The sequence below is a fragment of the Syntrophorhabdaceae bacterium genome (genome assembly GCA_036504895.1).
Taxonomy (GTDB): Bacteria; Desulfobacterota; Syntrophorhabdia; order Syntrophorhabdales; family Syntrophorhabdaceae; genus PNOM01.
In genome coordinates this window covers 1-24,248 of the sequence record DASXUJ010000132.1, presented here as the reverse complement: position 1 = coordinate 24,248, position 24,248 = coordinate 1, and the positions used below count along the sequence as shown (strand labels likewise).

Annotated in this window: 20 protein-coding genes, 1 tRNA gene and 1 pseudogene; 13 read left to right on the top strand and 9 right to left on the bottom strand. The window is 55.7% G+C overall.

Annotated elements, in window-relative coordinates; translation table 11 throughout:
• Nucleotides 1-180: 180 nt before the first annotated feature.
• Entirely contained in the window at nt 181-372 is a 192-nt protein-coding gene (locus VGJ94_18840) for a hypothetical protein (GenBank protein HEY3278679.1), read from the top strand.
• A gap of 106 nt (nt 373-478) precedes the next feature.
• On the opposite strand, the gene VGJ94_18835 is transcribed toward VGJ94_18840, so the two are convergent.
• Entirely contained in the window at nt 479-1,012 is a 534-nt protein-coding gene (locus VGJ94_18835; protein ID HEY3278678.1) for a phosphatase PAP2 family protein, read from the bottom strand.
• A 161-nt stretch (nt 1,013-1,173) separates the two neighbouring features.
• Nucleotides 1,174-1,560 carry a hypothetical protein gene (locus VGJ94_18830; GenBank protein HEY3278677.1) on the bottom strand — a complete coding sequence of 129 codons (387 nt, stop codon included), beginning with the start codon at nt 1,558-1,560 and terminating at the stop codon, nt 1,174-1,176.
• A 224-nt stretch (nt 1,561-1,784) separates the two neighbouring features.
• Here VGJ94_18830 and VGJ94_18825 point away from each other — a divergent pair, with 224 nt between their 5' ends.
• The 7 genes from VGJ94_18825 to VGJ94_18795 all read left to right on the top strand — a co-directional run bounded on the left by VGJ94_18825 (nt 1,785) and on the right by VGJ94_18795 (nt 11,232).
• Complete coding sequence (locus VGJ94_18825; GenBank protein ID HEY3278676.1) at nt 1,785-2,210, top strand: hypothetical protein; 426 nt, start codon at nt 1,785-1,787, stop codon at nt 2,208-2,210.
• A gap of 807 nt (nt 2,211-3,017) precedes the next feature.
• Nucleotides 3,018-4,940, top strand: a complete 1,923-nt coding sequence (locus VGJ94_18820; GenBank protein ID HEY3278675.1) for a KUP/HAK/KT family potassium transporter — start codon at nt 3,018-3,020, stop codon at nt 4,938-4,940.
• A gap of 262 nt (nt 4,941-5,202) precedes the next feature.
• Complete coding sequence (locus tag VGJ94_18815) at nt 5,203-5,637, top strand: hypothetical protein (protein HEY3278674.1); 435 nt, start codon at nt 5,203-5,205, stop codon at nt 5,635-5,637.
• A 253-nt stretch (nt 5,638-5,890) separates the two neighbouring features.
• A complete protein-coding gene (locus VGJ94_18810) occupies nt 5,891-7,492 on the top strand; it encodes an ATP-binding protein (protein ID HEY3278673.1) in 1,602 nt (533 codons plus the stop codon).
• The gene (locus tag VGJ94_18805) at nt 7,483-8,163 is read left to right on the top strand and encodes a response regulator transcription factor (protein HEY3278672.1); all 681 of its coding nucleotides are present in this window, start codon (nt 7,483-7,485) and stop codon (nt 8,161-8,163) included. Before VGJ94_18810 ends, VGJ94_18805 begins: the two co-directional genes overlap by 10 nt.
• 522 nt (nt 8,164-8,685) lie before the next feature.
• Nucleotides 8,686-10,038: an NADP-specific glutamate dehydrogenase gene (gene gdhA / locus VGJ94_18800; GenBank protein ID HEY3278671.1), complete on the top strand. Its 1,353-nt coding sequence runs from the start codon at nt 8,686-8,688 to the stop codon at nt 10,036-10,038.
• 105 nt (nt 10,039-10,143) lie between these two features.
• Nucleotides 10,144-11,232: an NrpR regulatory domain-containing protein gene (locus VGJ94_18795; protein ID HEY3278670.1), complete on the top strand. Its 1,089-nt coding sequence runs from the start codon at nt 10,144-10,146 to the stop codon at nt 11,230-11,232.
• Here the strand turns inward: VGJ94_18795 and VGJ94_18790 are convergent.
• A complete protein-coding gene (locus VGJ94_18790) occupies nt 11,160-13,802 on the bottom strand; it encodes a PEP/pyruvate-binding domain-containing protein (protein ID HEY3278669.1) in 2,643 nt (880 codons plus the stop codon). The genes VGJ94_18795 and VGJ94_18790 overlap by 73 nt on opposite strands.
• Before the next feature lie 281 nt (nt 13,803-14,083).
• Between VGJ94_18790 and VGJ94_18785 the strand changes: the two genes are divergently transcribed.
• Nucleotides 14,084-15,115 carry a tetratricopeptide repeat protein gene (locus tag VGJ94_18785; GenBank protein ID HEY3278668.1) on the top strand — a complete coding sequence of 344 codons (1,032 nt, stop codon included), beginning with the start codon at nt 14,084-14,086 and terminating at the stop codon, nt 15,113-15,115.
• A gap of 195 nt (nt 15,116-15,310) precedes the next feature.
• Here VGJ94_18785 and VGJ94_18780 read toward each other — a convergent pair whose 3' ends face one another.
• Both VGJ94_18780 and VGJ94_18775 read right to left on the bottom strand, forming a co-directional pair.
• Nucleotides 15,311-15,730: an ester cyclase gene (locus VGJ94_18780; GenBank protein HEY3278667.1), complete on the bottom strand. Its 420-nt coding sequence runs from the start codon at nt 15,728-15,730 to the stop codon at nt 15,311-15,313.
• A gap of 82 nt (nt 15,731-15,812) precedes the next feature.
• Nucleotides 15,813-16,439 carry a DUF6448 family protein gene (locus tag VGJ94_18775; GenBank protein HEY3278666.1) on the bottom strand — a complete coding sequence of 209 codons (627 nt, stop codon included), beginning with the start codon at nt 16,437-16,439 and terminating at the stop codon, nt 15,813-15,815.
• Between the two features lie 440 nt (nt 16,440-16,879).
• Here VGJ94_18775 and VGJ94_18770 point away from each other — a divergent pair, with 440 nt between their 5' ends.
• The gene (locus VGJ94_18770; GenBank protein HEY3278665.1) at nt 16,880-17,461 is read left to right on the top strand and encodes a DUF4143 domain-containing protein; all 582 of its coding nucleotides are present in this window, start codon (nt 16,880-16,882) and stop codon (nt 17,459-17,461) included.
• A 216-nt stretch (nt 17,462-17,677) separates the two neighbouring features.
• Here the strand turns inward: VGJ94_18770 and VGJ94_18765 are convergent, their stop codons facing one another.
• A complete protein-coding gene (locus VGJ94_18765) occupies nt 17,678-18,076 on the bottom strand; it encodes a type II toxin-antitoxin system HicB family antitoxin (GenBank protein ID HEY3278664.1) in 399 nt (132 codons plus the stop codon).
• Nucleotides 18,073-18,264: a type II toxin-antitoxin system HicA family toxin gene (locus VGJ94_18760; protein HEY3278663.1), complete on the bottom strand. Its 192-nt coding sequence runs from the start codon at nt 18,262-18,264 to the stop codon at nt 18,073-18,075. The genes VGJ94_18765 and VGJ94_18760 overlap by 4 nt, the downstream gene beginning before the upstream one ends.
• Nucleotides 18,265-18,805: 541 nt before the next feature.
• Here VGJ94_18760 and VGJ94_18755 point away from each other — a divergent pair.
• Nucleotides 18,806-19,207 (top strand): hypothetical protein, encoded by a 402-nt coding sequence (locus VGJ94_18755; GenBank protein ID HEY3278662.1) that lies wholly within the window; start codon nt 18,806-18,808, stop codon nt 19,205-19,207.
• On the top strand, nt 19,179-20,048 hold the full coding sequence (locus VGJ94_18750) for a hypothetical protein (protein HEY3278661.1): 870 nt from the start codon (nt 19,179-19,181) through the stop codon (nt 20,046-20,048). The genes VGJ94_18755 and VGJ94_18750 overlap by 29 nt, the downstream gene beginning before the upstream one ends.
• A 61-nt stretch (nt 20,049-20,109) precedes the next feature.
• Here VGJ94_18750 and VGJ94_18745 read toward each other — a convergent pair.
• Nucleotides 20,110-20,186: transfer RNA gene (locus VGJ94_18745), tRNA-Met, on the bottom strand.
• A 125-nt stretch (nt 20,187-20,311) separates the two neighbouring features.
• Between VGJ94_18745 and VGJ94_18740 the strand changes: the two are divergent.
• Nucleotides 20,312-21,439, top strand: a pseudogene (locus VGJ94_18740) (DegT/DnrJ/EryC1/StrS family aminotransferase).
• A gap of 126 nt (nt 21,440-21,565) precedes the next feature.
• On the opposite strand, the gene VGJ94_18735 reads toward VGJ94_18740, so the two are convergent.
• The gene (locus VGJ94_18735) at nt 21,566-24,022 is read right to left on the bottom strand and encodes a pitrilysin family protein (GenBank protein ID HEY3278660.1); all 2,457 of its coding nucleotides are present in this window, start codon (nt 24,020-24,022) and stop codon (nt 21,566-21,568) included.
• Nucleotides 24,023-24,248: the final 226 nt, after the last annotated feature.

Sequence of the window (24,248 nt, the reverse complement as noted above, 5' to 3'; positions counted from 1 at the left end):
ATACGGGTCCTGTGAAATCTGCGGGAAAAAGATAGACGTGAAACGTCTCCTGGCTATTCCCTGGACCCTCTACTGCAAAATCCATTCAACGACGGAATCGAAACGAGCCGGCCCGCGGGTCTAGATGGGCGGGGACGACAGAGCGCACCGGAGACTCAAGTGACAGGCGGGGGTTTATCTATGAATATACGCACCTTATTGCTGATGCTTCTGGTATTGATGGGGACCGCTTCATGTTACATGGGCTACTCCACCAGTCAGTCCTATCGCCCCACTCCCGGATATTACGACGAGCACCGGGGTTATCCCGAGGGCTATTGGATAAACCGCCCCGATTGGGATGCAAACCGGAACGGAGAGCGCTATAAATGAGCAGGGCTTGACTGGATGGGTGAAGGAAACCATTCTCGTGTCGATCATGCTCCCGGGCCTTCTCACCTACAGACGAAACACCGTTTGACGGGTCTGCCCGTCCGCCTCACCACGCGCGGCTGAGCTTGATGCCGTAATACTTCTCGCCTGCCGCGGCCTGAATGTTCCAGCCATTATAGGGCTTCGTAAAGATGTAGCTGCTCGCGATGCCGATCGCCGCCCCGGCCAGCACGTCGTGCACGTAGTGGTCTTTTGCCTCAACCCTGCTCACGGCCACGAAGGTTGCGGCAGCGTAGGCGGGAAGGCCGTACTCCCAGCCGTAGCGCTTGCGCAGAAATTCGGCGGACGAGAAGGAAAGGGAAGTATGGGCCGAAGGGAAGGAATGGCTGTCGCCGTTGGGGGCGGATTCGGTGATCGTATATTTGAGGCCATAGGTCACGGCGGCCGTGAGCGCCACCGACTCGACCAGTTGGAGGGCGCCCTTGCCATCCTTCTGGTAGGCAGTAATTCCCGCCGCGGTGGCGGGGAGAAGAAGAGTGAGAACTTCTCCTGCCGCCTCGATGCTGTTGCCCGCGTGGACACCGGCGCCGGTTATAAGACAGAGTAGAAACGCGATCACCAGAGTCTTCGCCTTGGTCATTTTATCCCCTTTTTTTCTGATCGACACATTTATCCAAACCTATCATAAAACCTTATGGGTGAAAAGAAAAATCACGGATTTGGAGAAGAAAGAATTTTCTGCCGATCGAGGTGATTCGGGGATTGGGGCGGAGAAGTGGCTCGCGACGCCGCTCACCGCCTCTATTTGCGGGGTTGCTGGGCGGCTGCCGGCGGCCTCTTGGTGCACCATGCATCGTACCGGGCGGTCCCGAACTCGGTGGGCTCCACATATTTCCATGCCTCCCCCTTGTTGAGCACGGGCTTTCCCGAGTCCACCTGCAGGACTGCGACCATTTTTCCGGCGCAATCCATCTCCACGTAGGAAAGGACCTCCCGTCCTCCCTTGATCTCGGTCTTCTGCCAGGCCCTCACTTTGTGTTCGGGAAAAACAATGACGGAGGAGACATCGATATAATTCTTGGCGGCGCCGTCGTCAAAAAAGACCTCCCACTCGGCGGCCGCTGCGTGGAAGGGGAGAACTGCCGCAAGAAGGAGTAGGGCTGCAAGTATGAGTAACTGTTTTTTCATCTTTCCCTCCTTCTCCGGCGCCTCTTTTCGCGTGTACGGCCCTTCCCCTTTGGGGGGAATCTATGAACTCCGCGGCCGGAATGCAACGATTGACCTTGCTCCTTTGGCGTGGCCGCCCTATATTAATTCACGGGTCGTTCAGGGAATCATACCCGCACTACTACATAGTGAAGCATCTTTTGCCGCAGCCCGTCCGGACGGCGATTATCCACAGGGGGTGAATTATGAAATACGGCGTATATAAAATCGCATTATTGGTTCTTCTCATGCTCCTTTTCTCGCAGGGCCTCCGGGCGGCGGAGGGGACCCCTCAGCCAAGGGTGGACGCCGTAATGGGCCCTGACGGCATTCAGAGGGTGGAGATTACGGGCGGGAGCTATTTCTTCAAGCCGAACCATATCGCCCTCAAGATCAATGTACCCACGGAATTGAAAATCACAAAAGAGCCGGGCATGGCGCCTCATAATGTCTCCATGAATTCGCCTGAGGCGGGGATGACCTTTACGGAAGAGCTTGGCGCCGCCCCCTCGATCATCAGGTTTACCCCGACCAAGGAAGGCAATTATCCTTTTTTCTGCACCAAGAAGATCCCCCTCCTGGCGAGCCACCGGGACAAGGGCATGGAAGGCGTCATCGAGGTGGTCCCATAACGCCCCTCGGGGGTAAAAGCTCCCGTGCCGACCCTATCGCCGGGCTGTATTGAACCTCAAGTAGATTTGTGCGTGTGGCCGCGAGATTACATTCGCCTATAGGGTCCTTTGACGGACCTTATCAGAATGTCGGTGACAGCCGGTATGAAACTATCGATCATACCGCCCAGCCGTTATTATTCGAAAACAGACCCAAGGGCCTCACAAGATAAAAAGACGAAACCTCGTGGGACCTACCCTTCCCTATCTCGCGGCCCTGGTCTCTGCCCCATGGGAGTTTTCCCTCTCTTGCCCGCGAAATCGGCGAGCATCGACGGCAGGCGAACGCTCGCACGCCTGTCCGTGCCTGTCAGCCGGGCAGCAATCGCCTCGTGGGTCATCAATATCACTCGGAGAAACGTATCGGGCGCCCGACGGAAGATGGAAACTTCGACGAATATTGAGGAACCGAAAGGCCTCCCCGACAACAAATGGATTCCCCATCGAACCGGACCCGCCTGTTTTCGATAAAAGAGGAAAATTTTAGGCTTTATTCATGCTATGAAAATCGGTATATATTATTGCACCGGAACGGAAACCATGGTTCATATAAATTTAGCGGAATGAGGCCGGAAGGGGCAATCTTTCTCCCTTCGGGTCCGAATTGAAGTATTATGTACGGGCGGCGCCGTCACTATTGGTTATGACCGCGAAAGGCACACCCCATGAAGAGATTCCTGAAAGTGCAGCTGGAGAGAAATATAGATCTAATGACTAAAAAGGTCAAAAAACAGGCGCAATGCTCGGTACCGGCGGCAGGGGCTTAAAATGACGACATCTCGCGATCGGACACCCATTCATCCGGCAACGGAGAAAAATGCCTCCCCGGAGACGCCTGAAAAGGGGAATCAAATCCCGGGGCCCGAACCTCACGGCCTGCAGCGCATTAAATCGGACCTGAGGGCAATCACCAAGTCCCTCGGCCTTGTCTTCGGGGACATCGGGACCAGCCCCATTTATACCCTTACCGTTATTTTTCTCCTCCTCAAGCCCACGGTCGACAATGTCATGGGTGTGCTCTCTCTCGTGGCGTGGACCCTGATCATTCTGGTCACCGCTGAATACACGTGGCTCGCCATGAGCCTCAGCGAAAAGGGCGAGGGAGGCACGATAGTTCTGAGGGGGATACTGACGAGGCTCCTCAAAGCGGGGAGGGGCACGGTCTTTATCGCCATGCTGACCTTCGTGGGCATATCTCTGCTCATCGGCGACGGGGTAATCACCCCCGCCATCAGTATTCTTAGCGCGGTCGAGGGCATACGCCTTATCCCCGGGTTTCAGGGGACCACGAAAATGACCCTTATCCTGATCGCGGCCGCAATCGCCATCGTACTTTTTTCCTTTCAAAGAAAGGGCACCGATAAGGTTGCCCGGGCATTCGGGCCCCTCATGCTTCTGTGGTTCATCGCCATCTCCGTTTCCGGCGTGATATCGATCATACAGGTCCCGTCGGTCTGGCACGCGATCAACCCCATATATGGCATCAAGTTTCTCTACCATAACGGAATCGCCGGATTCTTTGTGCTCTCCGAGGTAATCCTCTGCGCTACCGGTGGCGAGGCCCTTTACGCGGATATGGGCCACCTGGGGAGAAAGCCGATCATCCGGGCCTGGTATTTCGTTTTTTGTGCCCTCCTCCTCAACTATTTCGGCCAGGGGGCATTCGTGATAAGAGACGGGGGGCGCTCGTCGAACATGCTTTTCGGCATGATCCTGGAGCAGTCGTTTCTTTTATACGTGCCCTTCCTCATTCTCAGCATCATTGCCACGATTATCGCTTCCCAGGCGATGATAAGCGGGATGTTTTCCGTGGTGTACCAGGGCATCAACACGCGCCTCATGCCTCTGTTCCGGGTCGAGTATACCTCCACCGAGCTGAGGTCGCAAATCTATATCGGCTTTGTAAACTGGTTCCTCCTCATCTCGGTCCTCTTCATTATGTTTCAGTTCGGAGAATCAAACCGTCTGGCCGCGGCGTACGGCCTCGCGGTTACGGGCACCATGACGCTGACGGGGCTCATGATGACCGCCATATTTTTCCTCAGGCACAATTATCCCAAAGCCTTCGCCTCATTACTCGTCACCGTCGTCGATATTGCCTTCCTTGTCTCCAATACCTATAAAATACCCCACGGGGGCTATTGGTCTCTTGTCATTGCCGCAATCCCCTTTGCCGTCATACTGATCTATACAGGCGGCCAAAGAAGGCTCTACGGGCAGATCAAACCCCTGAAGCTGGACATTTTCCTGCCAAGCTACAATGAGATATACCAGACCTACAGGATAAAAGGTACCGCCCTCTTCTTCGCCCGGGACATGAAAAAAGTGCCCGCCTATATCGTTCACACCATGTTCATGAACAATATCGTGTACGAGAACAATATCATCGTCTCCATCACGACCACGGACCAGCCCTTCGGAGTGGAGAGCTTCTTTAAAGACGATCTCGCCCCGGGGCTCAAGACATTCGAAATCCGGATGGGCTATATGGAAGTGGTCAATATCGAGCACCTTTTGAAAAAGGCGGGCATAAACGAGAAGGGGATATTCTACGGACTCGAAGAGATCACCACGAGGAATTTCTTCTGGAAAATATTCTCCATGATGAAACGGCTGGCCCCACCCTTCGTCCAGTTCCACGACCTGCCCCACAACAAGCTCCACGGGGTCATCACGAGAATCGAGATATGACGGCCCTCCCGATCTAGCCTCACTCCCTCTCCGGGGCCATCACCTCCGGTTGTTGTCCATTCATGGGGAAAGGATGGAGAGGCTTCCCTCGATGTCTGGTAGTACACCTTCGTCGCGCCTTCCTCGTCGCCTCGATATCATCTTCGACTTAGAAATGGAATCAATCCCATCCGCAGCTCCCGATTGACCGAGACAAAGGTTGAAACAGGGGGGCCTTTATGCTATTCGTAAGGGAGCACATACTTTCACCAATGGAGGGTATATGATTACAATGAGGACATTCGTTGCAGGCTTCGCGTCGTTAATGCTTCTTCTGGCGGCAGGCGTCTGTTTTGCCGCACCCGAAATCCCCAATCTGGTAGGAACGTGGACGGTGAAGGCCGAAGGCGCGGTATTCGCGAAAGGCACTGCACCGGGCAGCAAGACCCATCACGCGGGAGATTTCAGCACCCTTACCGCCGAAGCCGTGGTAACCGCACAACAGGGCCGGGTCGTCCGGGGGACCTTCAAATCCGCCAGGGCGACGGAAAATTTCGTGGCCGTCATAGGCTTCGACAATAAGAGCTTTTTCTATGCCGATGAAGACGGCGCCTCGGACGGCAGGATCGTGAGCAAAGACAGGATCGATGTCGTCTATCGCCATGTGACCGCCCACGATACGGTAGTGGGTATAGGAACATGGACACGGAAGAAATAAGTAGGATCCAACCCGGGAGGCGACTTCCCCTGCCGAAGGACCCCTTTTGAGGTAACGGGCCGGCTTTAGAGGGACTTGCAGAAACCGCAGGTCCCTTTTATTGATGATAAAGCGATACAGAAGCTGTCCGTGAAAGGACGTGAAGGGACTTTCGCGGGGCCCATTTGGATTGCCTCGGCTTCGAAGCAGGGTCGAGGCTGACGAGTCATTCCTTGAGGCCTGTTGTGCTATACTACAGGAGATGAATGAACCATTGGAAGGAAATCAGGTGACGGAAGGGATAAAGGCACGTAGCGCCCGGGGCGCGTCCTCAGGCGAGACAGACCCCGGCAAGCTTGCCGCTTCCCTGGCGGCCGGCAGGAAGGAGATCGCGCGGCTGAAGCGGCAGATCGGCAGGTTGAAAGAGGAGGAGCAAAGGAACGAGGGCACCGCCTACGACCTCAGGGAGCGGGTAAAAGAGCTTAACTGTCTCTATTCAATATCGAGCATAGTGGAGAGGAGAGACACCTCCGTTGGGGAATTTCTCCAGGAAACGGTAAATATCATTCCCGATGCGTGGCAGTATCCGAAAATTACATGCTGCCGCATAGTCCTGGAGAACGATATTTTCGTAACCCCTAATTTTCGCAGGACGAAATGGATGCAGTCCCGCCGGATCGTGGCGGACGGCAGCGAGATAGGCTCCCTCGAGGTTTTCTATCTCAGAAAGAAGCCCGAGAAAGACGAAGGCCCCTTTCTGAAGGAAGAAAGGAGCCTTATCAACGTCATCGCCGAGAGGATAGGGGCAATTGTCGAGAGAAGAAGGAGGGAAGAGGCCCTGCAGGAGAGCGAGGAGCAGAACAGGGCGCTCCTCAGCGCAATCCCCGACTTGATTTTCCAGGTAGACCGGAGCGGGACCCTCCTCGGATTTCATGAAGGCACCTTCGCCGGCATCAGGGAATCTCTGCGGGAACTGGTAGGCAAAAGCGTCTACTTCATTTCCGATGAAAAAGGATTCCTCCCGAGGCGGGCGCTCGAACAGTGCATGATTTATGTCACCAGAGCCCTCGTCACGGGGAAGGCCCAGATCTTCGAGCAGCATATCTCCATCGACGGGAAGGTGAGGGATTTCGAGGTGCGCATCGTGGTGAGCAGGGAAGACGAGATCCTCTGCATGGTGCGGGATATTACCTTGAGAAAGCGCCTCGAAAGGGAGATCCTGGAAATAAGCGGCCGGGAACAAAGGCGGATCGGACAGGACCTGCATGACAGTTTGTGCCAGCACCTTGCAGGGATCGGATTCCTGAGCAAGGCACTGGAAATACAGATCGCGTCGGGTACCGGTCCCAAGCGCGATGACGCGGCCGAGATCGTCCGCCTTATCGACCAGGCGATTACCCTCACCCGGGGCTTCGCCCGGGGCCTGAACCCGGTGCGGCTCGAGGCTGACGGGCTCCTGAACGGCCTTCTCGAGCTGGCGGTGAACAGCGAGAGGCTTTTTAACATCAAATGCATCGTCGAGTTCGAGGATCCGATCCTCCCCGGTGACAGCGAGGCGGCCCTCCACCTGTACAGGATTGTCCAGGAGGCCCTGAGCAACGCGGTAAAACACGGCCGGGCCGGGACGGTGACCATCCGCTTCAGGAAAGAGGGGAGGCAGAACGTCCTCTCCGTCAAGGACGACGGCGTGGGATTTGCCAACACCGTGAGCCGCAGCAATGGGATCGGCTTGAATATTATGAACTATCGCGCATCGGTGATAGGGGCCTCGCTCAACATCGGAGACGGCCCTGAAGGGGGCGCGCTCGTGGTCTGCACATTCGAGGATGGCGGCAACGCGAAGGAAAAAGAGGAGGATCGACGAAAATGGAGATGAGGACGAATCCAGGGCACAGGGCAGGCACGAAGAAGATAGTGATAGTGGATGACCATCCCATCCTGCGAAAGGGGCTCGCCATGCTCATCAATCAGGAGCAAGACCTCGTGGTGGCCGGAGAGGCCGGAGACGCACGCAAAGCCATGGAGCTCATTGAAAGCCTCAGCCCCGACATGGTGATCATCGACATTTCCCTGCCGGGCGTCGATGGGGTAGAGCTCATCAAGAACATAAAGCTGAAATATGAGGACCTTCCTGCCCTTGTGGTTTCCATGCACGATGAGGCCCTGTTCGCGGAGCGGGCCCTTCGCTCCGGGGCCAGGGGCTATATCATGAAGCAGGAAGCCGTGGAAAAGGTTCTGACCGCGATCCGGCGCATCCTCGCGGGCGAGATCTTCGTGAGCAGCGCGATCGCCACGAAAATGCTCGAAAAACTGGTGGAAGGCGAGCCGAAAAGCGCAGCTTCCCCCCTCGATCTCCTGAGTGACCGCGAGATGTCCGTCTTCCACCTCATAGGCCAGGGCATGAGTACGAGACATATCGCGGAGGAACTCCACCTCAGCGTGAAAACTATAGAGTCTTACAGGGCGCACATCAAGGAGAAGCTCAGACTCACGAGCGGAATGGACCTCCTGAAATACGCGCTCCAGTGGGTGCAGAAGAGCACCTGATCGGACTTCCCCCTCTCCCTGCACACCAAACCCGGTTCTTTCTTCCTTTTCCTGATCGCCGGAACCACGAATGCTGCCATGGCCGCATAGGGGAAAAACCGATAGACCGCCAAGATCAGTAACAGGATGTCCCACAAGTCCCGAAGGGAAGGTTGAGACGCCGGCGCCTGACCTGCAGGGCGCCGAAAACCCGCGAAAGGGCTGTGTTCCCGTCGAGGAGAGCCCTTCCTTGGGGTCGGCCATCGGGGTTTGCCCCATAGAAGATATCATGGAACACCCTATGTACAAAACAGGTGATGCCTGATTGTCAAGGGTACGCCCCATCTGTTTTCCTATATAAACCTCATTTGGCGACATAACTGCCGAGGGCAATAGGCTAAATGAAAATGAACAGAATGAATACGAGATGAACGGCGCCGGGATGCGCTTCCGGAAGCGCGTCAAACCTTGCCCGCCGTCTCTCGCGGCGCATGAAAACAGCACCACGATAAATGAATAATGGAGGTAATACAGGATATGTCGATGCTGAACGATGTAATGGAGAAGATCAAGGCCAGGGACCCCTATGAATTTGAGTTCCACCAGGCTGCAGAGGAAGTCTTCGAGAGCCTCGAGGCCACGCCCGCAAAACATCCGGAATTTGTGAAGGCAAAAATATATGAGCGTCTGGTCGAGCCCGACCGCACGGTGGTCTTCAGGGTCCCGTGGGTTGACGACAAGGGGCTGGTCCAGGTAAACCGCGGCTTCAGGATCCAGTTCAACAATGCGATAGGCCCGTACAAGGGCGGACTTCGCTTTCACCCTTCGGTGAACCTGAGCATCATGAAATTCCTCGGTTTCGAGCAGATATTCAAGAATTCCCTCACCACCCTTCCCATGGGAGGGGCAAAGGGAGGGGCCGATTTCGATCCCAAGGGAAAATCGGACAATGAAGTGATGAGATTCTGCCACGCCTTCATGAGGGAGCTTTACAGGCATATAGGGCCGGACACCGACGTGCCCGCCGGCGACATAGGCGTGGGAGCCAGGGAAATAGGATACATGTACGGCTACTACAAGAAGATAATGAACGAGCATACGGGAGTTCTCACCGGGAAGCGCCTCGAGTACGGTGGAAGCCTTATCAGGCCGGAGGCGACCGGTTATGGCTGCGTCTACTTCGCGGCCGAAATGCTCGCCACGAAGGGGCTCGACTTCAGGGGCAAATCCGTGGCGGTAAGCGGGTCGGGGAACGTGGCCCAGTACGCAATCGAAAAGGTCAACCAGCTTGGCGGCAAAGTGGTCACCCTGTGCGATTCCAGCTCGACCATCATCGATGAAGCCGGCGTGGACCGCGAAAAATGCGAGTACGTAATGGACCTCAAAAATGTGAAACGAGGCAGAATCAGCGAGTATGCCGACAGGTACAAGGACTCGGTATGCTATATCGGCAACAGCGTGTGGGACGTAATCAAGGATCTGGGTCTCAAGGTGGACGTCGCGATCCCATGCGCCACCCAGAACGAGCTCGACAAGGAGCATGCCATTGCCCTGGCGAAAGGCGGATGCATCTGTGTGGCGGAGGGAGCGAACATGCCCTGCGCCCCCGAGGCCGTACAGGTATTCAAGGAACATGGAATTCTCTTTGCCCCGGGCAAGGCTTCCAATGCGGGTGGAGTCGCCACATCGGGCCTGGAGATGACCCAGAACAGCATGAAACTCGCCTGGGCGCGGGAGGAAGTGGACGACCGCCTCCACACGATCATGAAGAGTATTCACCGCACATGCCTGGACGCAGCGGAAGAATACGGAAGAAAAGGCGACTACTCCGCCGGCGCAAATATCGCCGGATTTCTTAAAGTTGCCAACGCCATGCTGGCTTACGGCGTAGTCTGATCCCGAAGAGAAATACCGAGGCGTCTTCGAGGGGACGGCCCGGGGCAGGAGATAGGGAAAAATGCAGTCCAGCCCCGGGCCCGGAGAGCACAAAAGGTGATTCCAATGCACAAGAAAATGTTTGCCATCCTCAATCTGCTGAATGACGGACAGAAGCGGATGGATTCAGGGGAGATGGCGGGAAAACTCGGCCATCTGGGAATCGCCATGTCGGACCGCAGGGTGAGGCATTATTTAAAGATCCTTGACGAGGCAGGTTTCACAGAGGGAAATGGGAGAACGGGCAGGACTATCACTGCCAGGGGCAAGGAGGAACTCGGGCGCATATTCCCTTTCCCGGGGGTCGGCTCCCTGGCGAACAGTATCGACAACCTTTCTTTCCTTACCAACGTGGATCCGGGAACGGGAAAGGGGAAGGCGATCCTTAATGTCACCCTCGTGCCGGAGACGAAATCCGGGGAAGTCCTGGAGCTTCTCGACGGACTCCTGAACTCCGCCTATGGGGTGAGCAACCGGATAGTGATCCGGGGCCCGGGTGAGACGATCGGTTCTCTCGTGGTACCCGAGCAGAGGGTCGCCATAGGAACAGTGTGCAGCATCACCCTGAACGGCATACTTCTCAAGGCAGGGGTCGCGGTCACGTCACGGTTTGGCGGCATAGTGGAAATAGTGGAGAATTCTCCGGCAGGCTTCCTTTCCGTCATCAGCTATCAAGGGTCGTCGGTCGCCCCTCTCCAAATATTCATGAAAAGCGGAATGACCGATGTTCTTGGCGCTCTCAGGTCCGGCATGGGCAGAGTCCTGGGAAGCTTCAGGGAGATTCCCGAAGTCGGGCTGGAGAGGGCGAAAAAGGTGGTCAGGGAGATGGAGAAGATCGGTTTTCACGGCAGGACCATTTTCGGCACGCCGGGCCGGCCTCTTCTCGGGATACCCGTATCTCCGGACAGGGTAGGAATGGTCGTTCTCGGAGGGTTGAACCCTGCGGCGGCCGTCATAGAAGCCGGATTCGCAGAAGAGACCCGCGCCATGGCGACCCTTTGCGATTACGAGGAGATGGACCCCATAGAGAATCCCGCGAGACGCCTCTCCGGGTTCGGGGAGATGGGGCTCCTGAAAAGCCTTCACACCCTCGCGGAAACGGTTCGCCCCGATTGCTGGTCCGTCTTCGAAGGGTTGAAGCAAAGCAGCTTCTGAGAAATGATATCAGCCATCAGGCTGAGCCCCCCTTCACTCACCTCATAGACTTTCAGTATTGCCTCGTAGCGCTCGCTGCCGGGGGCCAGGGAAGCAAGCCTGTTTTCCAGGGGAGCCATCCAATCCGGGTTGAAGACGGCGTTTTTCCTGCGCGGAAATATGGCGGCATAGAAGATGGAGGTCTCCACGAGGTCCTGAAAGAAATGGGTGCCGAAGGAAAGCTCCGGGGTGAGACTGCCCGTCTCGTGTTCTATCTCCACAAGAACTGAAACATTGTTGATCTCCGAGAATCCCACGGGGATCCCCAGGGAAGGCGTGGTAGTACCCCACCTTCCCGGACCCATGAGAAGGGTGGGAAGTGAATCTCTCCCGGCTCCTATCTGCCTGTTCAGCCTTCCGATGATGCGTGCGATCTCATATCTTTCGGAATTCGAGAGCTTGTGGTATCCTTCCGGTTCCACATAGATTATGAGCCGAATAGGCTGAACGATGCTGCTCCCCATGAAATTGCCCTGGGAAGCGAAGAGAATCCTGTCATCCGGGATATCCGTCTCTATTTCGACTTTCCTTCCCTCGCCCCATGTCTGAAGCGGTCTGCACTGCACCACGTTGATCTGAAAATCTTCCGTCTCCTGCCCGCCGAAGTTTACGGTAAACTCCACGTCCACGGGATAGCCGTAGGCTGCTTCGAGCCTCTTGAGAATGCCCTGCATCACCGAAGGGAAAGACGTCTCGGAAAGAAGGGCCTCGAAAGTGAGGATCCAGGGAGCACCCTCTTTGAGTCCCCGCTCCTTGAGGTACTCCGCCGCCTCCGTATCGCGCACGGCGAAGAGGTCGAGGGAGATGCCGGCCTCCGCCTTGACCATCTCGCCCAGAGAAACGGTTTCGAGGCTGTTCGTCCCTATGTTGAGGAGGTCGACATAGTGCTGGGAGTACCTCCGTATGTCACCGAGGCCCGCAAGGGGCCTGTCGAGGGGGGCGTCGAGTGCCACGACTCTCGGATAGTCGTTCTCCACGCGGTTTACGGCGCGGGTGCCGAGGCCCAGAACGAGCCGGACCATCCCGGCCTCAGGGTCCATGCCCTCTTTCCACACGAAGGTATTGCGGGAAAGGCCCACGCCGGCGAGATCGGGGAAGAAATAGCTTTTTCTGTGGGAGCCGGACACCCTCTGCACGAGAAGGGCCATCTGCTCGTCCTGCTGGTCCAGGGCCCTTTGCACGCGGTAGGCCAGGGCGTCTTCGTTCATGGTGCTTGCAAAAACCCGCCGCACCGCATCTCTGAAGGCCCTGTAGCGCTCTTCCGGGGTCCCCTGATTTACGCAGAAGACACTTTCGTACTTGCCCGCAAAGGCATTTCCGAAGGCGTCTTCAAGAAGGCTGCTCGACCTCACGATGATAGGGGACTGGCCGAAATATTCGATAAGCTGCCAGAACTGCTCCTCGATCTCCTCGGGGAACGACCCTTCTCTCATCAGGGTTCTTAAGGTCCCCGCAACCTCGAAATAGCCTTCCTTCGTCTTCTGGCGGGTGTGGAGCTGCCACCAGCCGTTTTCGATGAGGTATGTGTAAAACAAGTCCGACCCCACATAAAAGGAGTCATGGGGCTCCAGGTGCGCCCACCCGTCATCCCCCATGGCCCGTGTAAGTATCTTCCTGGCGATCAGCATGCCCACCGATTTCCCTCCGAGGTAGCCGGTACCGAGGAGCCTCGCCTTGATGTGGAGAAGGTCCTCAAGGGTGAAGTTCCGCTTCGCCAGGTCGAGTATCCGCGTATCCCGTCCCACCATGATCCGGCAGAGGCGGTCGAGCATCTCCTCCTTCTCCCTCTCCTGCCCGTCTCTCGCGAGGAGGTCTTCCACGTCGAGAAAGAGCCGGTCCCAGTAATCCAGGTTTCTTTTTGCCTGCTCCCGTTCGCGCCCTGATATGTAGGTAAGGAGCCTCGTGGCATCCCCGCTCGATGTGACGGGCACGAATCGATCCCCCTCCCGTTTGTGGGGCAGAAACATGGTAGCCGAGTGCCTTCCCCGGACTTTCAACGGGTGGACGTACACGGCGCCGCCCGTACTGTACAGATCGAGAAGCACTTGGGTGGTTTCCCGGATCCTGGCCACGGTCTTGAAGGAATGGCTGCTCCTGAGAAGGCCGAAGTAGGCGATGGTGTTCTGCTGGAAAAGATAGGGGCATGTGACCATGAAGAAATTGCCTATCATGAGGTCCGTTGCCCACGCGGAAAGCAGGTCGGAGAGGAAATCAAACACATAAAATACGTCTTGCCCTTCACGGGTTGCAATGGCATTCACTTCCGCTGAAAAGGATTCGAAGCCTCCGGTCGCGTCGAGCGTGTACACGGCCGCAGTGCCGTCATCCGGAATGAGCGGGTCGTGGCGTGCGAACCTTATGTACACGACCCTCTTCCCTTCTCCCGTTGCGTGCTGCACGAAGGGCGCCACAAAATCGGCGTAATCTTCGACCCGGTCCACCTGCCAGACCACATTATCGCCGATCCTGAGTCCGTCTATCACCTGATCGAGCCCTTCGAGCCCCGTACTCCCCCTCATGGAAAACGCCATAGGTTCTTTCCCCCTGTCTGTCTGAAGCATAATCTGTCCGTCCATTGGTTTAATACATTCCCACCCTTTACACAAGGGGCTATAGGGGAACCCCCGATGGCCGCCTTATGGTGGAACCCCATGGAGAAAACAGGCCGCCCCTGATTGTGCACCATCCCTTTATCTGGTTTTCTATAGAGGTTGAGAAAGTTGTGATCTGAGGCGAATGAAGAAGGGTAGGAACAGGGCTGGTTGGCCGACGAGAATGGGCCGAATCAATATCATCGTCAGGGGGACCTTTGATGAAGACATCGAGTACGAGAAATACTGCCGTTTCTTTTGAAGCACGCGATGTGGTTGCCTTACCGAAAAACATCATAGAGGCGGTCGGCAAAGCACGGGAGGACGCGTCTCTTCAGGCCTCTTCGGCGGAAGGGTCGGGAAACGCGGCGGAAGCAGCGCGCTTGAGCGCTCTGTCACTACTGCTGCAGGAAGCGGAAGACGCGGCACGTCTCGCGGAAGACGGCCTGTTGGAACGGGCGAGGCAGAAATTTGTCGGCCTTGTTTCCCAAACTCCGGATACCAATATTTTATGCCTGGCCTATGAGTTCTTTTATCGGACCGACGATTTGGCCGGAGCATTGGATACGTTGGAAAGATATCTGAGTGTGAGCGATCAAAAATCATTTGGCGGCGCCGGCATCCCTTCGGACCGGGCGTCCCTGCGCAACCGCCTCGGCGGTAAAGACCGCGCGGAAGAGATGTATCAAAAGGCAATGGCCATCGATGAGGCGCTCGGGCGCAAGGAGGGCGTGGCCAGGCAGTACGCCAGACTCGCGCACCTGTACAGGGACCGGGGCGACCTCGGCCGGGCTGAGGGGATGTGCCGGAAGTCGCTGGCCGTCAATGAGGCGCTCGGGTGCAAAGAGGGCGCGGCCCGTCAGTACGGGAACCTCGGGATTTTGTACAAGACCATGGGCGACCTTGACCTGGCGGAAGAGATGTACCGGAAAGCGATAGCCATCGACGAGACGCTCGGGCGCAAGGAGGGCGTGGCCAGGCAGTACGGAAACCTCGGGATTTTGTACAAGACGAGGGGCAACCTCGACCGGGCCGAAGAGATGTACCAAAAAGCGATAGCCATCGATGAGACGCTCGGGCGCAGAGAAGACGTGGCCAGGCAGTACGCCAAGCTCGCGTCCCTGTACAAGGACCGGGGCGACCTCGACCGGGCCGAGGGGATGTATTATAAGTCAGTGGAATTATTTAACGTGCTTCATTCCTCTTCTCCGGAGGGGGTGAATCAGTTTCCGGTAAATCTACAGAATAGGTGAGATGATGCCGGTCGCCGGGAATTGAGGTCGAGGCACGTTACACGGCGGCATAGCGCAAAAGAGTTGTATTGTCACCCGGAGAAGACGATGTGGGCTGCCGCGTCCGCCATCTCTTCCCGTCAAATATCCGAGTTATCCCTTAATTCCTCAACTTCCCCTTTAACTGCGGGTATGGCTCTCTGAGTGGCCTCCACTTCACCACGCACCAAGCTGGCGCAACAGGCCCGATACATCGAACTGCGCCCACAAGGCAACGAACTTGCCGTCCTCTATCCGGGCCATGATGATATCGGTAAATATCACCTCTTTTCCCGTTGGAGACATGCCCTGGAATTCACCCTTGTGCGTACCCCGAACGGTGACGAGACTGGCTACTTCTTTTTCTTCTCCAATCTGGTGTTCTATTTCATGATGAAGGTCGGGGAAGGCTGTGTAGAGCATATCGACGAACCCCTTGAATCCCTCCCGGTCCACCGGAAGGCTGTTCCCCGGAAGATATGCCCGGCAGCCGGGCGAGAAAAATTCGTCGATCGCATTGAGATTCTTGTCCAGATTCTTGAGGAAACGTTCCACTATAGTCTTGCTTTCACTCGTGGCGCCACTGTCTTTCACCATCAGCCATCCTCCTGTTAAGGCATTGAATCCATGTCTCGCGCCGGACTCTTGCGCACGCTCTTCACTTTAAAGCCTGAGGGAGTTAGTGGCCGTGTCCATGGCCCCCCTTCGCCTTGCTTTCATCTGATGTACCATGAGCCGCAGCGTGACCGGCGGCGTCGTTGTAGAGTCGCTCCAGGTAGTGGGTAAATTCGACATAGGCCTCCACAAAATCCCGCCCCGCCGCGACGGATTCATCCGCATACTTCTTCCTGTCAAGGGTCTGGCTGAACCGTTTCTCGATACCCTTCGCTGCCAAAGCCGTAATGTGCTTTACCACTGCCTCGATCGAGCCCGCCTCGAGAGACTTGTCCGCTTCGAGAATGATCGGCTCGACAGGTCCTGCCCGAAGGCCCGTGTAAGGGGCGCCCTCCCCTGCCCTGTGTATTCTGACGAGGGTCTCGAAGAAATACATGTCCGCAATTTCTCGCGCCCCGGGAGAGGCCTTCCGGGCTGCGAGGACCTTTTGAAAGACTTCTTTGACCTCTTTCTCGTCATCGCCCTTCACCCATTTCAATACGGGGGTGATGTCTCCTTTTTCCAACGCGGCTCTTGCGCTCGCCACCACCGGTCCATCGAGCGTGTCGCAGTGAGCACGGGCATAAAGGGGAAATAGTGCAGCCAGGACAAGGCAGCTACAGGCCATGATCAATGTTCGATACTTGTTCATCCTTTCCTCCTTTCGCTTATTTATGTGATCATCACTAACAGCATTTTCACGGTTGCTTACCGTTTTGGGCGCGTGCATCGTGTGGGCTGGAATGTTCCCGGTACGCCTTCACACGGTTTCCCTCCCTTTCATATCCTTATAAAGCAAAACAGGAAAGTTGCAATTGACTTAAGTCAAAATTAGCGCTTCGGGGAAATGAAATGGCGGCGAAAAGACCCGCCATGACACGAGAGGCTCTTTCAGCATCCAGCGCGACATATATGGCCTGAGGTTCACATATTTTCTGCGAGTCCCTTGTCTTACTTTGGTTGCGGGACCCGATTGGAACCAGCGACCTTCGGGTTATGAGGAGTATGGTAGACCAGTAATTAAGTATGCATGATGATGAATACTGCAGAATGAGGCAGAATATGACATCCAGTGCACGCCAGGAGCAACCTATGGGCGAAGCTTTTGGTGGGTGCAACCGGATTCGATCTCTATCAAAGGGGACATTCTCATGCGACCGCACGTGGGTCCGGCGCGATGCTCGACGCAGGCAATGGCTGTCCATTCTCCAGGCCTCCGGGATCGTCTATCTCCTGGAGCCCTACCACACCAATATCACCAAGCGGCTCGTCAGGAGCCCCAAGCTCTACTTTCTCGATACGGGCCTGTGCTCATGGCTCACCGAGTGGACGAGTCCCGAGACGCTGGAGGTGGGAGCAATGTCCGGTCCGATCCTTGAGACCTGGATCATGTCCGAGCTTCTGAAGACTTACTGGCACAACGGATTCAAGGAGCCCTTCTACTTTTACCGCGACAAGGACCAGAAGGAGATAGATCTCCTTATCCTGCAGGACGGGGTGGTCTATCCACTCGAATTCAAGAAGAGCGCGTCTCCGGGCAAGGCGGACGCGCGGTCCTTCAAGACGCTGGAAAAACTCGGCCTGCCCATCGGCCCGGGGGGTATCATATGTCTCACCCTCCAGTCTCTGCCCATCACCGCCAATGTCTTGTCCATCCCCGTGGGAGTGATCTGAAAGGAAAAAAGGGCAAAAAAAGGGACCTGCAATCTCTGCAAGTCCCTTGTCTTACTTTGGTTGCGGGGACCGGATTTGAACCAGTGACCTTCGGGTTATGAGGAGTATATAAGGCTAGTAATATCGGTAACTTATGGCATTGTGTCTTGCAGAATGCGGCAAAATATGACATCCTGTGCACGCCAGGAGCAACCTATGCGCAAGCTTCACAAGGGCTCACGACGTTTTCGGGGATGCCGCTTTTGAACTCTTCTGCCCCGCTGTTCCCGTTGTTGCACCATTTTCCTGAGTCGCCCTGTCGAGGATTTCCTCAACCCACTGATTGAGACTTTTGCCTGAAGCTCTTGCTATAATAAGGGCCTTTGTGTGTGTTTCCGGGGAAATGCGAAGCATCATCTTGCCGGAAGCCGTCTTTAATGGCGTGCGCCCTGTAGCCGCGCAATCAGCTATATAGTGATCGATAGCAGCCTGAAAGTCGCCCTTGAGTTCCCTTACTGTCTCTCCGTGAAAAGTGATGCTTTCGGCTATTCCCAGCACTTTCCCCACGAAGATTTCATCCCTTTCATCGAATTCGATCCTGGCCATATATCCCTTGTAGCTTGTTATGCTTTTCATGGTAAAACCTCCAGTTGTATGAACCATTCGCGCAGTTCCTCAACCTGATATTTCTTTGCCTCCTTGCCCGGGTGAGGACGATGGAGGTATTTTCGACTTCCCTCTATCTCAAACACCACACGGGAACCTTCACCTTCCCGCACATCTCCGCCGACGGCTATCACCAGGGCTTCGATGTCGGAAAACACTATTCCTCCCCGCGTAGGAACCGTGAGAATCGCTTGAAGGGTTCGCCGGTGTTTTGCCTTCATTTCATAATGATAGCACTACATGCTATCAATTGCAAATCCGAAAGGTGGCCCTGGGTTGCGACATTTTCGTGCCCACTCGGCAATTTTCAGCTTGAAAACAGGTCGCAAATGAAGCACAATGAAATCTGGAGCGCCTGCGAAAGACCGATATGAAGCAATAAGGGTGGCGCTTTCGCGAAAAAGAATCGTACACCAATAGGAACTTCTTAAGAAGGAGTTGCAGAATATGGCAAGGCATGTCCCGAAGAACGATACACCCGTGTGTGGAGTCTGCGGCAGGAAAGGAAAACTGAACCAGGACGGAGTGCTGCGGAAACTGGATTTGCGACGACGAGGACGAATACGTCCCCTTTTCCTTCGCCCGGAATAGCTGTTCCCGGAATCATCGGCGCTACACACTCTGCGGCTTCCATGACGCAGAAGGACATCCAGGACACTGGAAGGATTGTCCCGAGTGCAGGATGAGTTCGTCACCGAAATGTATGTCTGGTATGGCACCAACGAGTATAATTTCGAGAAACTCGACAACCCTCCTTCCTATGAACCGACACGATGCGCAGTCTGCGGAAAGGTCATCAAGCTCGGCATCGACGAGCACAGCCAATTGGGCGACGAGTACCGTTGCGGGCGTTGCATGAATAGACAACCGGTCCGGAGGCTTGCCCACGACCTCGACGAGCCTCCGCCGGAAGGAGCCGGGCTCCAGACAAAGGGGGGTGAAGATAGGGCGCAACGACCCCTGTCCCTGTGGCAGCGGAAAGAAATACAAACGCTGCTGCTATGGGAAGTCGGAGGGAGGGACACCGGCGGAAGAGAATCCGGGCGGTCCGCTGAAGGTTTTGAGGGAAGCTATGAAAGAGAAAGAGTTTGGCTCCCTTAAGGAATTACAGGCCTTTGCCGACTCGCACGTCAGCCGGATGAACCGTGCTCCTCTCGATGATTTCGCCGGCCTTTCTGCCGAGCAGATGTACCGCTTCCTCCACTTCCCCTTTTCCTCCACTGACCTAGTTACCTTTTCCCCCCGTCTGATCGCGCCCCCTGTCGGCCCCATGGCGGTGCTTCTTGATACTCTCCTCGACGCTATAGGAGAAGGGGGACTCAAGGCGACGGCAACCGGCAGCCTTCCCCTCAACTTTGTCCGTCACACAGCCCTCGCCTATTTTTCGGACGAGGAAAGAAAGTATCAACCCGGTATTCGTAGCGAAACTGATTTCTTAGACCTTCATGTCACGCGGCTGACAAGCGGCCTCTCCGGGTTGATCCGAAAATACCGCGGCAGGTTCTCCCGGACCGCCCGATGCCGGAAAGCTCTGGACCAGGGAGGCATGGCTACCATCTATCCCTTGCTCTTCCGTGCTTTCGCAGAAAAGTACAACTGGGCATTCCGCGACCGCTATCCGGATTTCCGTATAATACAGCAGTCCTTCCTCTTCAGCCTTTGGTTGTTCCACCGTTTTGGCGACGAATGGAGGTCCCCCTCGTTCTACGAAGACCATTTCCTCAGAGGCTTTCCCGCGGTTCTTTCGGAGGTCCCACAGGAATGGGACTTTATCACTCCCGAAGAAGCTGTCCGCGAATGCTACACCAGGCGCTGCATCGAAGGATTCGCCGTTTTTCTCGGGCTTATGGAGATCGAATGGGAAGAAAGGGGTTTTCCCCGCAGGCGTTTTAAGGTGAGAAAGACAGGCCTGCTCAATGACCTGGTGACCTTTCACCTGTAGGGCGAGACGGCAAATATCGAAAAGGGTACCCACCTGCACGATGGGTACCCTTTATTTACTTTGGTTGCGGGGACCGGATTTGAACCAGTGACCTTCGGGTTATGAGCCCGACGAGCTACCAAACTGCTCCACCCCGCTATGTGTGTATACCTTAAAGCAAAACGGGTCTAAAGTCAACATTAATGTGGGTGCGGGTTAAAGTTGAGAAGGCTCCCGGAAATGTGTTATAACCATGCAGTCCGCGTGTCCGGCAGCAGTCAAATAATCCTAAGGAATATGAGATGAATATACCGCCCATCAATCTGAAGGCCCAATACAAGAAGGTGAGGAAAGAGATAACCGGCTGCCTCAATGAGATACTCTCGGAGCAGCGGCTCATTCTGGGGAAGTACTGCCAGACCCTTGAATCTACCATTGCCGATTACGCGGGGGTGCCTTCCGCCATCTCCTGTGCGAACGGGACCGATGCCCTTATCCTCTGCCTTATGGCGCTGGGCGTGGGTCGGGATGACGAGGTGATTACCACGCCTTATACCTTCTTCTCCACGGCAAGCTCTATTGCCCTCCTCGGCGCGAAACCGGTCTTTGTCGATATCGAGCCGGAGAATATGAACATAAACCCGGACCTTATCGAGAAAGCCATCACGAAGAAGACGAAGGCCATCACGGTGGTCCACCTTTTCGGCAAGCTCTGCGATATGGACCGTATATGCGCCATCGCGGCGAAGCACTCCATCCCCGTGGTCGAGGATATGGCCCAGTCCCTCGGCTCCCGGCGGAACGGGAAGATGTCGGGCAGCTTCGGCGATATCGCGGCCATAAGCTTCTATCCCACGAAGAACCTGGGCGGCATCGGGGAAGGCGGCATGGTGCTCTCCACGAATAAGGAGCTGGGCGAGAAGGTCCGGAAGCTCCGGGTCCACGGCATGGGCTCGGTCGCCTATCATCATGAAATGATCGGGATCAATAGCAGGCTCGATGAGATCAAGGCCTGCGCCCTGGTGGCAAAGTTCCCCTATCTCGAGGGATGGAACCGGAAGAGGATCGAGAATGCGAGATTTTTCAATAAGAAAATGGCGAAGCTGCCCGTGAAGACGCCGGTCATCGACGACGACACCTCCCATATCATCCACCAGTACGTGATGCGGGTCGAGGAGCGGGACAGGCTGATGAACTTCCTCAAAGAAAAGGGCATCGCCACGGGCATCTATTATCCCGTGCCCCTCCATCTCCAGGATTGTTTCGCGTACCTGGGCTATAAGAAAGGCGACATGCCCGTGGCGGAAAAAGCCGCGGAGACAAGCCTTTCCCTGCCCGTCTATCCCGAGCTGACAAGGGCCGAGAAGGATTACATCATGGCAGCCATGCAGGAGTTTTTCATGAGAAAGTAATTAGATGAAAGCCGGCCCTGCCGGGCCGGCACAACAACACGGTCGCCCTCATCGCCATTTTAGCGCAACTCTCCCGATTATTCGATGTGATTTAGTTTATCCGATTTCCGATTTACTTTATTCGATTTACGGTTTGGCCCCTACCGCCACATAGACCATCCTGTCGACGGAGAGGTATTTCCTGGCTGCCTTGTTGACGTCCTCTGTCTTGACGTTCTGTATGTGGGTGGGCCACTTCTTGAAAAAGCCCGCTTTGAGGCCGTATAGGGTGTCGAGGCACATGTCGGTAGAGACGGAGCCGTTGCTCTGCTTTCTTATGTAGTGATTCCCCACGAGGTAATTTTTCGCGTCCGCCACTTCCTTGTCCGTAAAGCCTTCCCGACCGAGGCGCTCGATCTCGGCTTTCACTATGGTCTCCACTTCTTTCACGAGCTTCTTGTCCGTGCCGATGTAGATCCCCATTGCCCCGACCTCGTACGCCATCTGGTTGAAAAAGGTGAGGGCGTAGGCGTAGGGCTTCTCCTCTCGCAATATCTTATGAATCCTTCCCCCCATGCCGGAGAGGATCGCGGTCATGACTTCCACTTCGAAACGGTCGGCATCGATGAGGCCCGGGCCCAGGAAGCCGAAGACGAGATGGGACTGCATCATCTCCTTCTCCACCTTCACGTCTTTGGCTGCAGCGAGCTTCACCTTCTGTTTCTTTAACGCATTGGCCTGCCCTTTCCAGCCGGAAAAGAGCCGCTCCATGAGCTCCTTCACCTTCTGCTCGTCCACGTCGCCCGATACGGCGAAGACCGTATTTTCGGGCGTCACATATTGTCCGTAATATCCTGTGAGCTCCTTGAGGGTTAAAGCCTCCACGTCCTTTTCCGTCCCAGTCGGGTCCTTGCTGTAGGGATGGCCGTCGTAGAGCACCTCGTTGAACTTATTGAAGGTGGTGGAGATGGGGTCGTCCTGCTTCTGGCGAATCTCGGAGAGGACCTCCTCCTTTATGGTTTTCAGCTCTCTTGCCCGGAGCTTCGTGGAGACGAGCAGTTCCTTGAGGAGGGAGAAGACCTCTTCCATATCCTTGCTCAAGAAGCCCCCGGAGAGGCCGAATACATTGCGTCCCGTGTAGGGCGAAAGGTTTCCCGCCAGCAAGTCTATCTTTCTCGCGATCGCGTGGGCATCCTTGGTTTCGGTGCCTTTGAGGAGCATTTTGGAAAGGACGTTGAAGGTCCCGTTTTGGCCCTTCTCTTCCGCCTTGGCCCCTCCTGTAAAGCCGATCCGGAAAGAGAGGCTCGGCGATGCAATATTCTTGTTCACCGTGTAGGTGAGACCGTTTTCGAGTTTATAGGTGCGGGGGTTGTTTGCGCCCTTCGGCAGGAGCGCCGCGAGGCTCTTCTGCCTCCCTACCACATATTGTTCGAGCATCTTCTGCACGTCTTTTGCGGTGACCTTATCGACCGCCTTGAGATATTTTTCGGTGAACTCGGGGTCGCCGGTGAGGGTCTGAAAATTGCCCATCTGGCGTGCCCTCCCCTGGGCTGTCTCGGCCCCATAGATATAGGAGGCCTTTATCATATTTTTTGCCTTCTGGAGCTCCCACTCCAGGGGGCCGTCGCGGAGAAGCTTTTTTGTCTCCTCGTCCACCGCGGCCACGACACGGGTAAAATCGTTGCCTTTGAAAGTGGCGGTGACCACCAGGAGACCCTCATCCCGGGGCGTGAAAAAATAGCTCCCTATGCCGGTCACGAGGCTCTGCTTGTTCTTCAGCTCCTCTTCGAGCCTCGAGCTTTCGCCGTCGCCCAAAATGGTCCAGAGGACCTCCAGGGCCGCGATGTCTTTATGGGTAATGGCGGGTGTGGGGTATGAGAAGGCAATGCGGCTCTCTCTCACGTCCCGCTCGATAATTTTCTCGTTCAGGTTGATCCTGGCAGGGCCCTTTCCCGGCTCGGGAGCGGGCCCGTCAGGATTCTTTTTCGATGCGAGCGCCTTCTTGAGGAACGCGCTGGCCCCTTTCTCGTCGAAATCGCCGACGATGACCACCACCATATTCTCGGGGGTGTAATGGGTTTTATAATACCGGCGTATATCATCCCTCGTGATGGCTTTTACTGTCTCCTCGTAGCCTATGATCGGTCTGCCGTAAGGTTTTCCGTCATAGGCTACGGCGAAGAGCTCTTTAAACAGCTTTCTCTGGGGATCGTCCTCCCCCATCTTGATTTCTTCAAGGACTACCTTGTTCTCTTTCGTGACCTCGTCTTCCGGGAAGAAGGGATTGAAGACCGCGTCAACGAGAAGCTCGAGGCCCTCCTGAAAGGCCCTCGTGGGGACCACGATATGGTATACGGTGTTGTCGTAGGAGGTAAAGGCATTAATGCTGCCCCCCATATTTTCGATGCGGGTGGCCATCTCGTTCGCCCCGACCTTCTCCGTGCCCTTGAATATGAGGTGCTCGATGAAATGGGTGATACCCGCCTGACGAAGAGACTCGTCCCGGCTCCCCACCTTCACCCAGACCTGCACGGCCGCCACACCGGTGCCTTTGCGCTGCTCGAACATACAGTTCAGACGGCCGTCGATTGAAAACATATTCATTCCGTATACCCTCCCACCGAAGCATATTCCCAAAACAACTATAATCAGAATCAGAGACTTTCTCAAAAACCAAAAACTCCCTTGTTACATTGCTTTCCTGCCCTCATAGAATGCCTTCACGTTCAGGTCATGGAGCTTGGGCGCGAGGAGCGCCTTTATGGCGTCGATGAACTGCTCTTCCTTCATCTCGGGGAAGAAGGTGGAGAAGGCGCCCACGAGGACCACG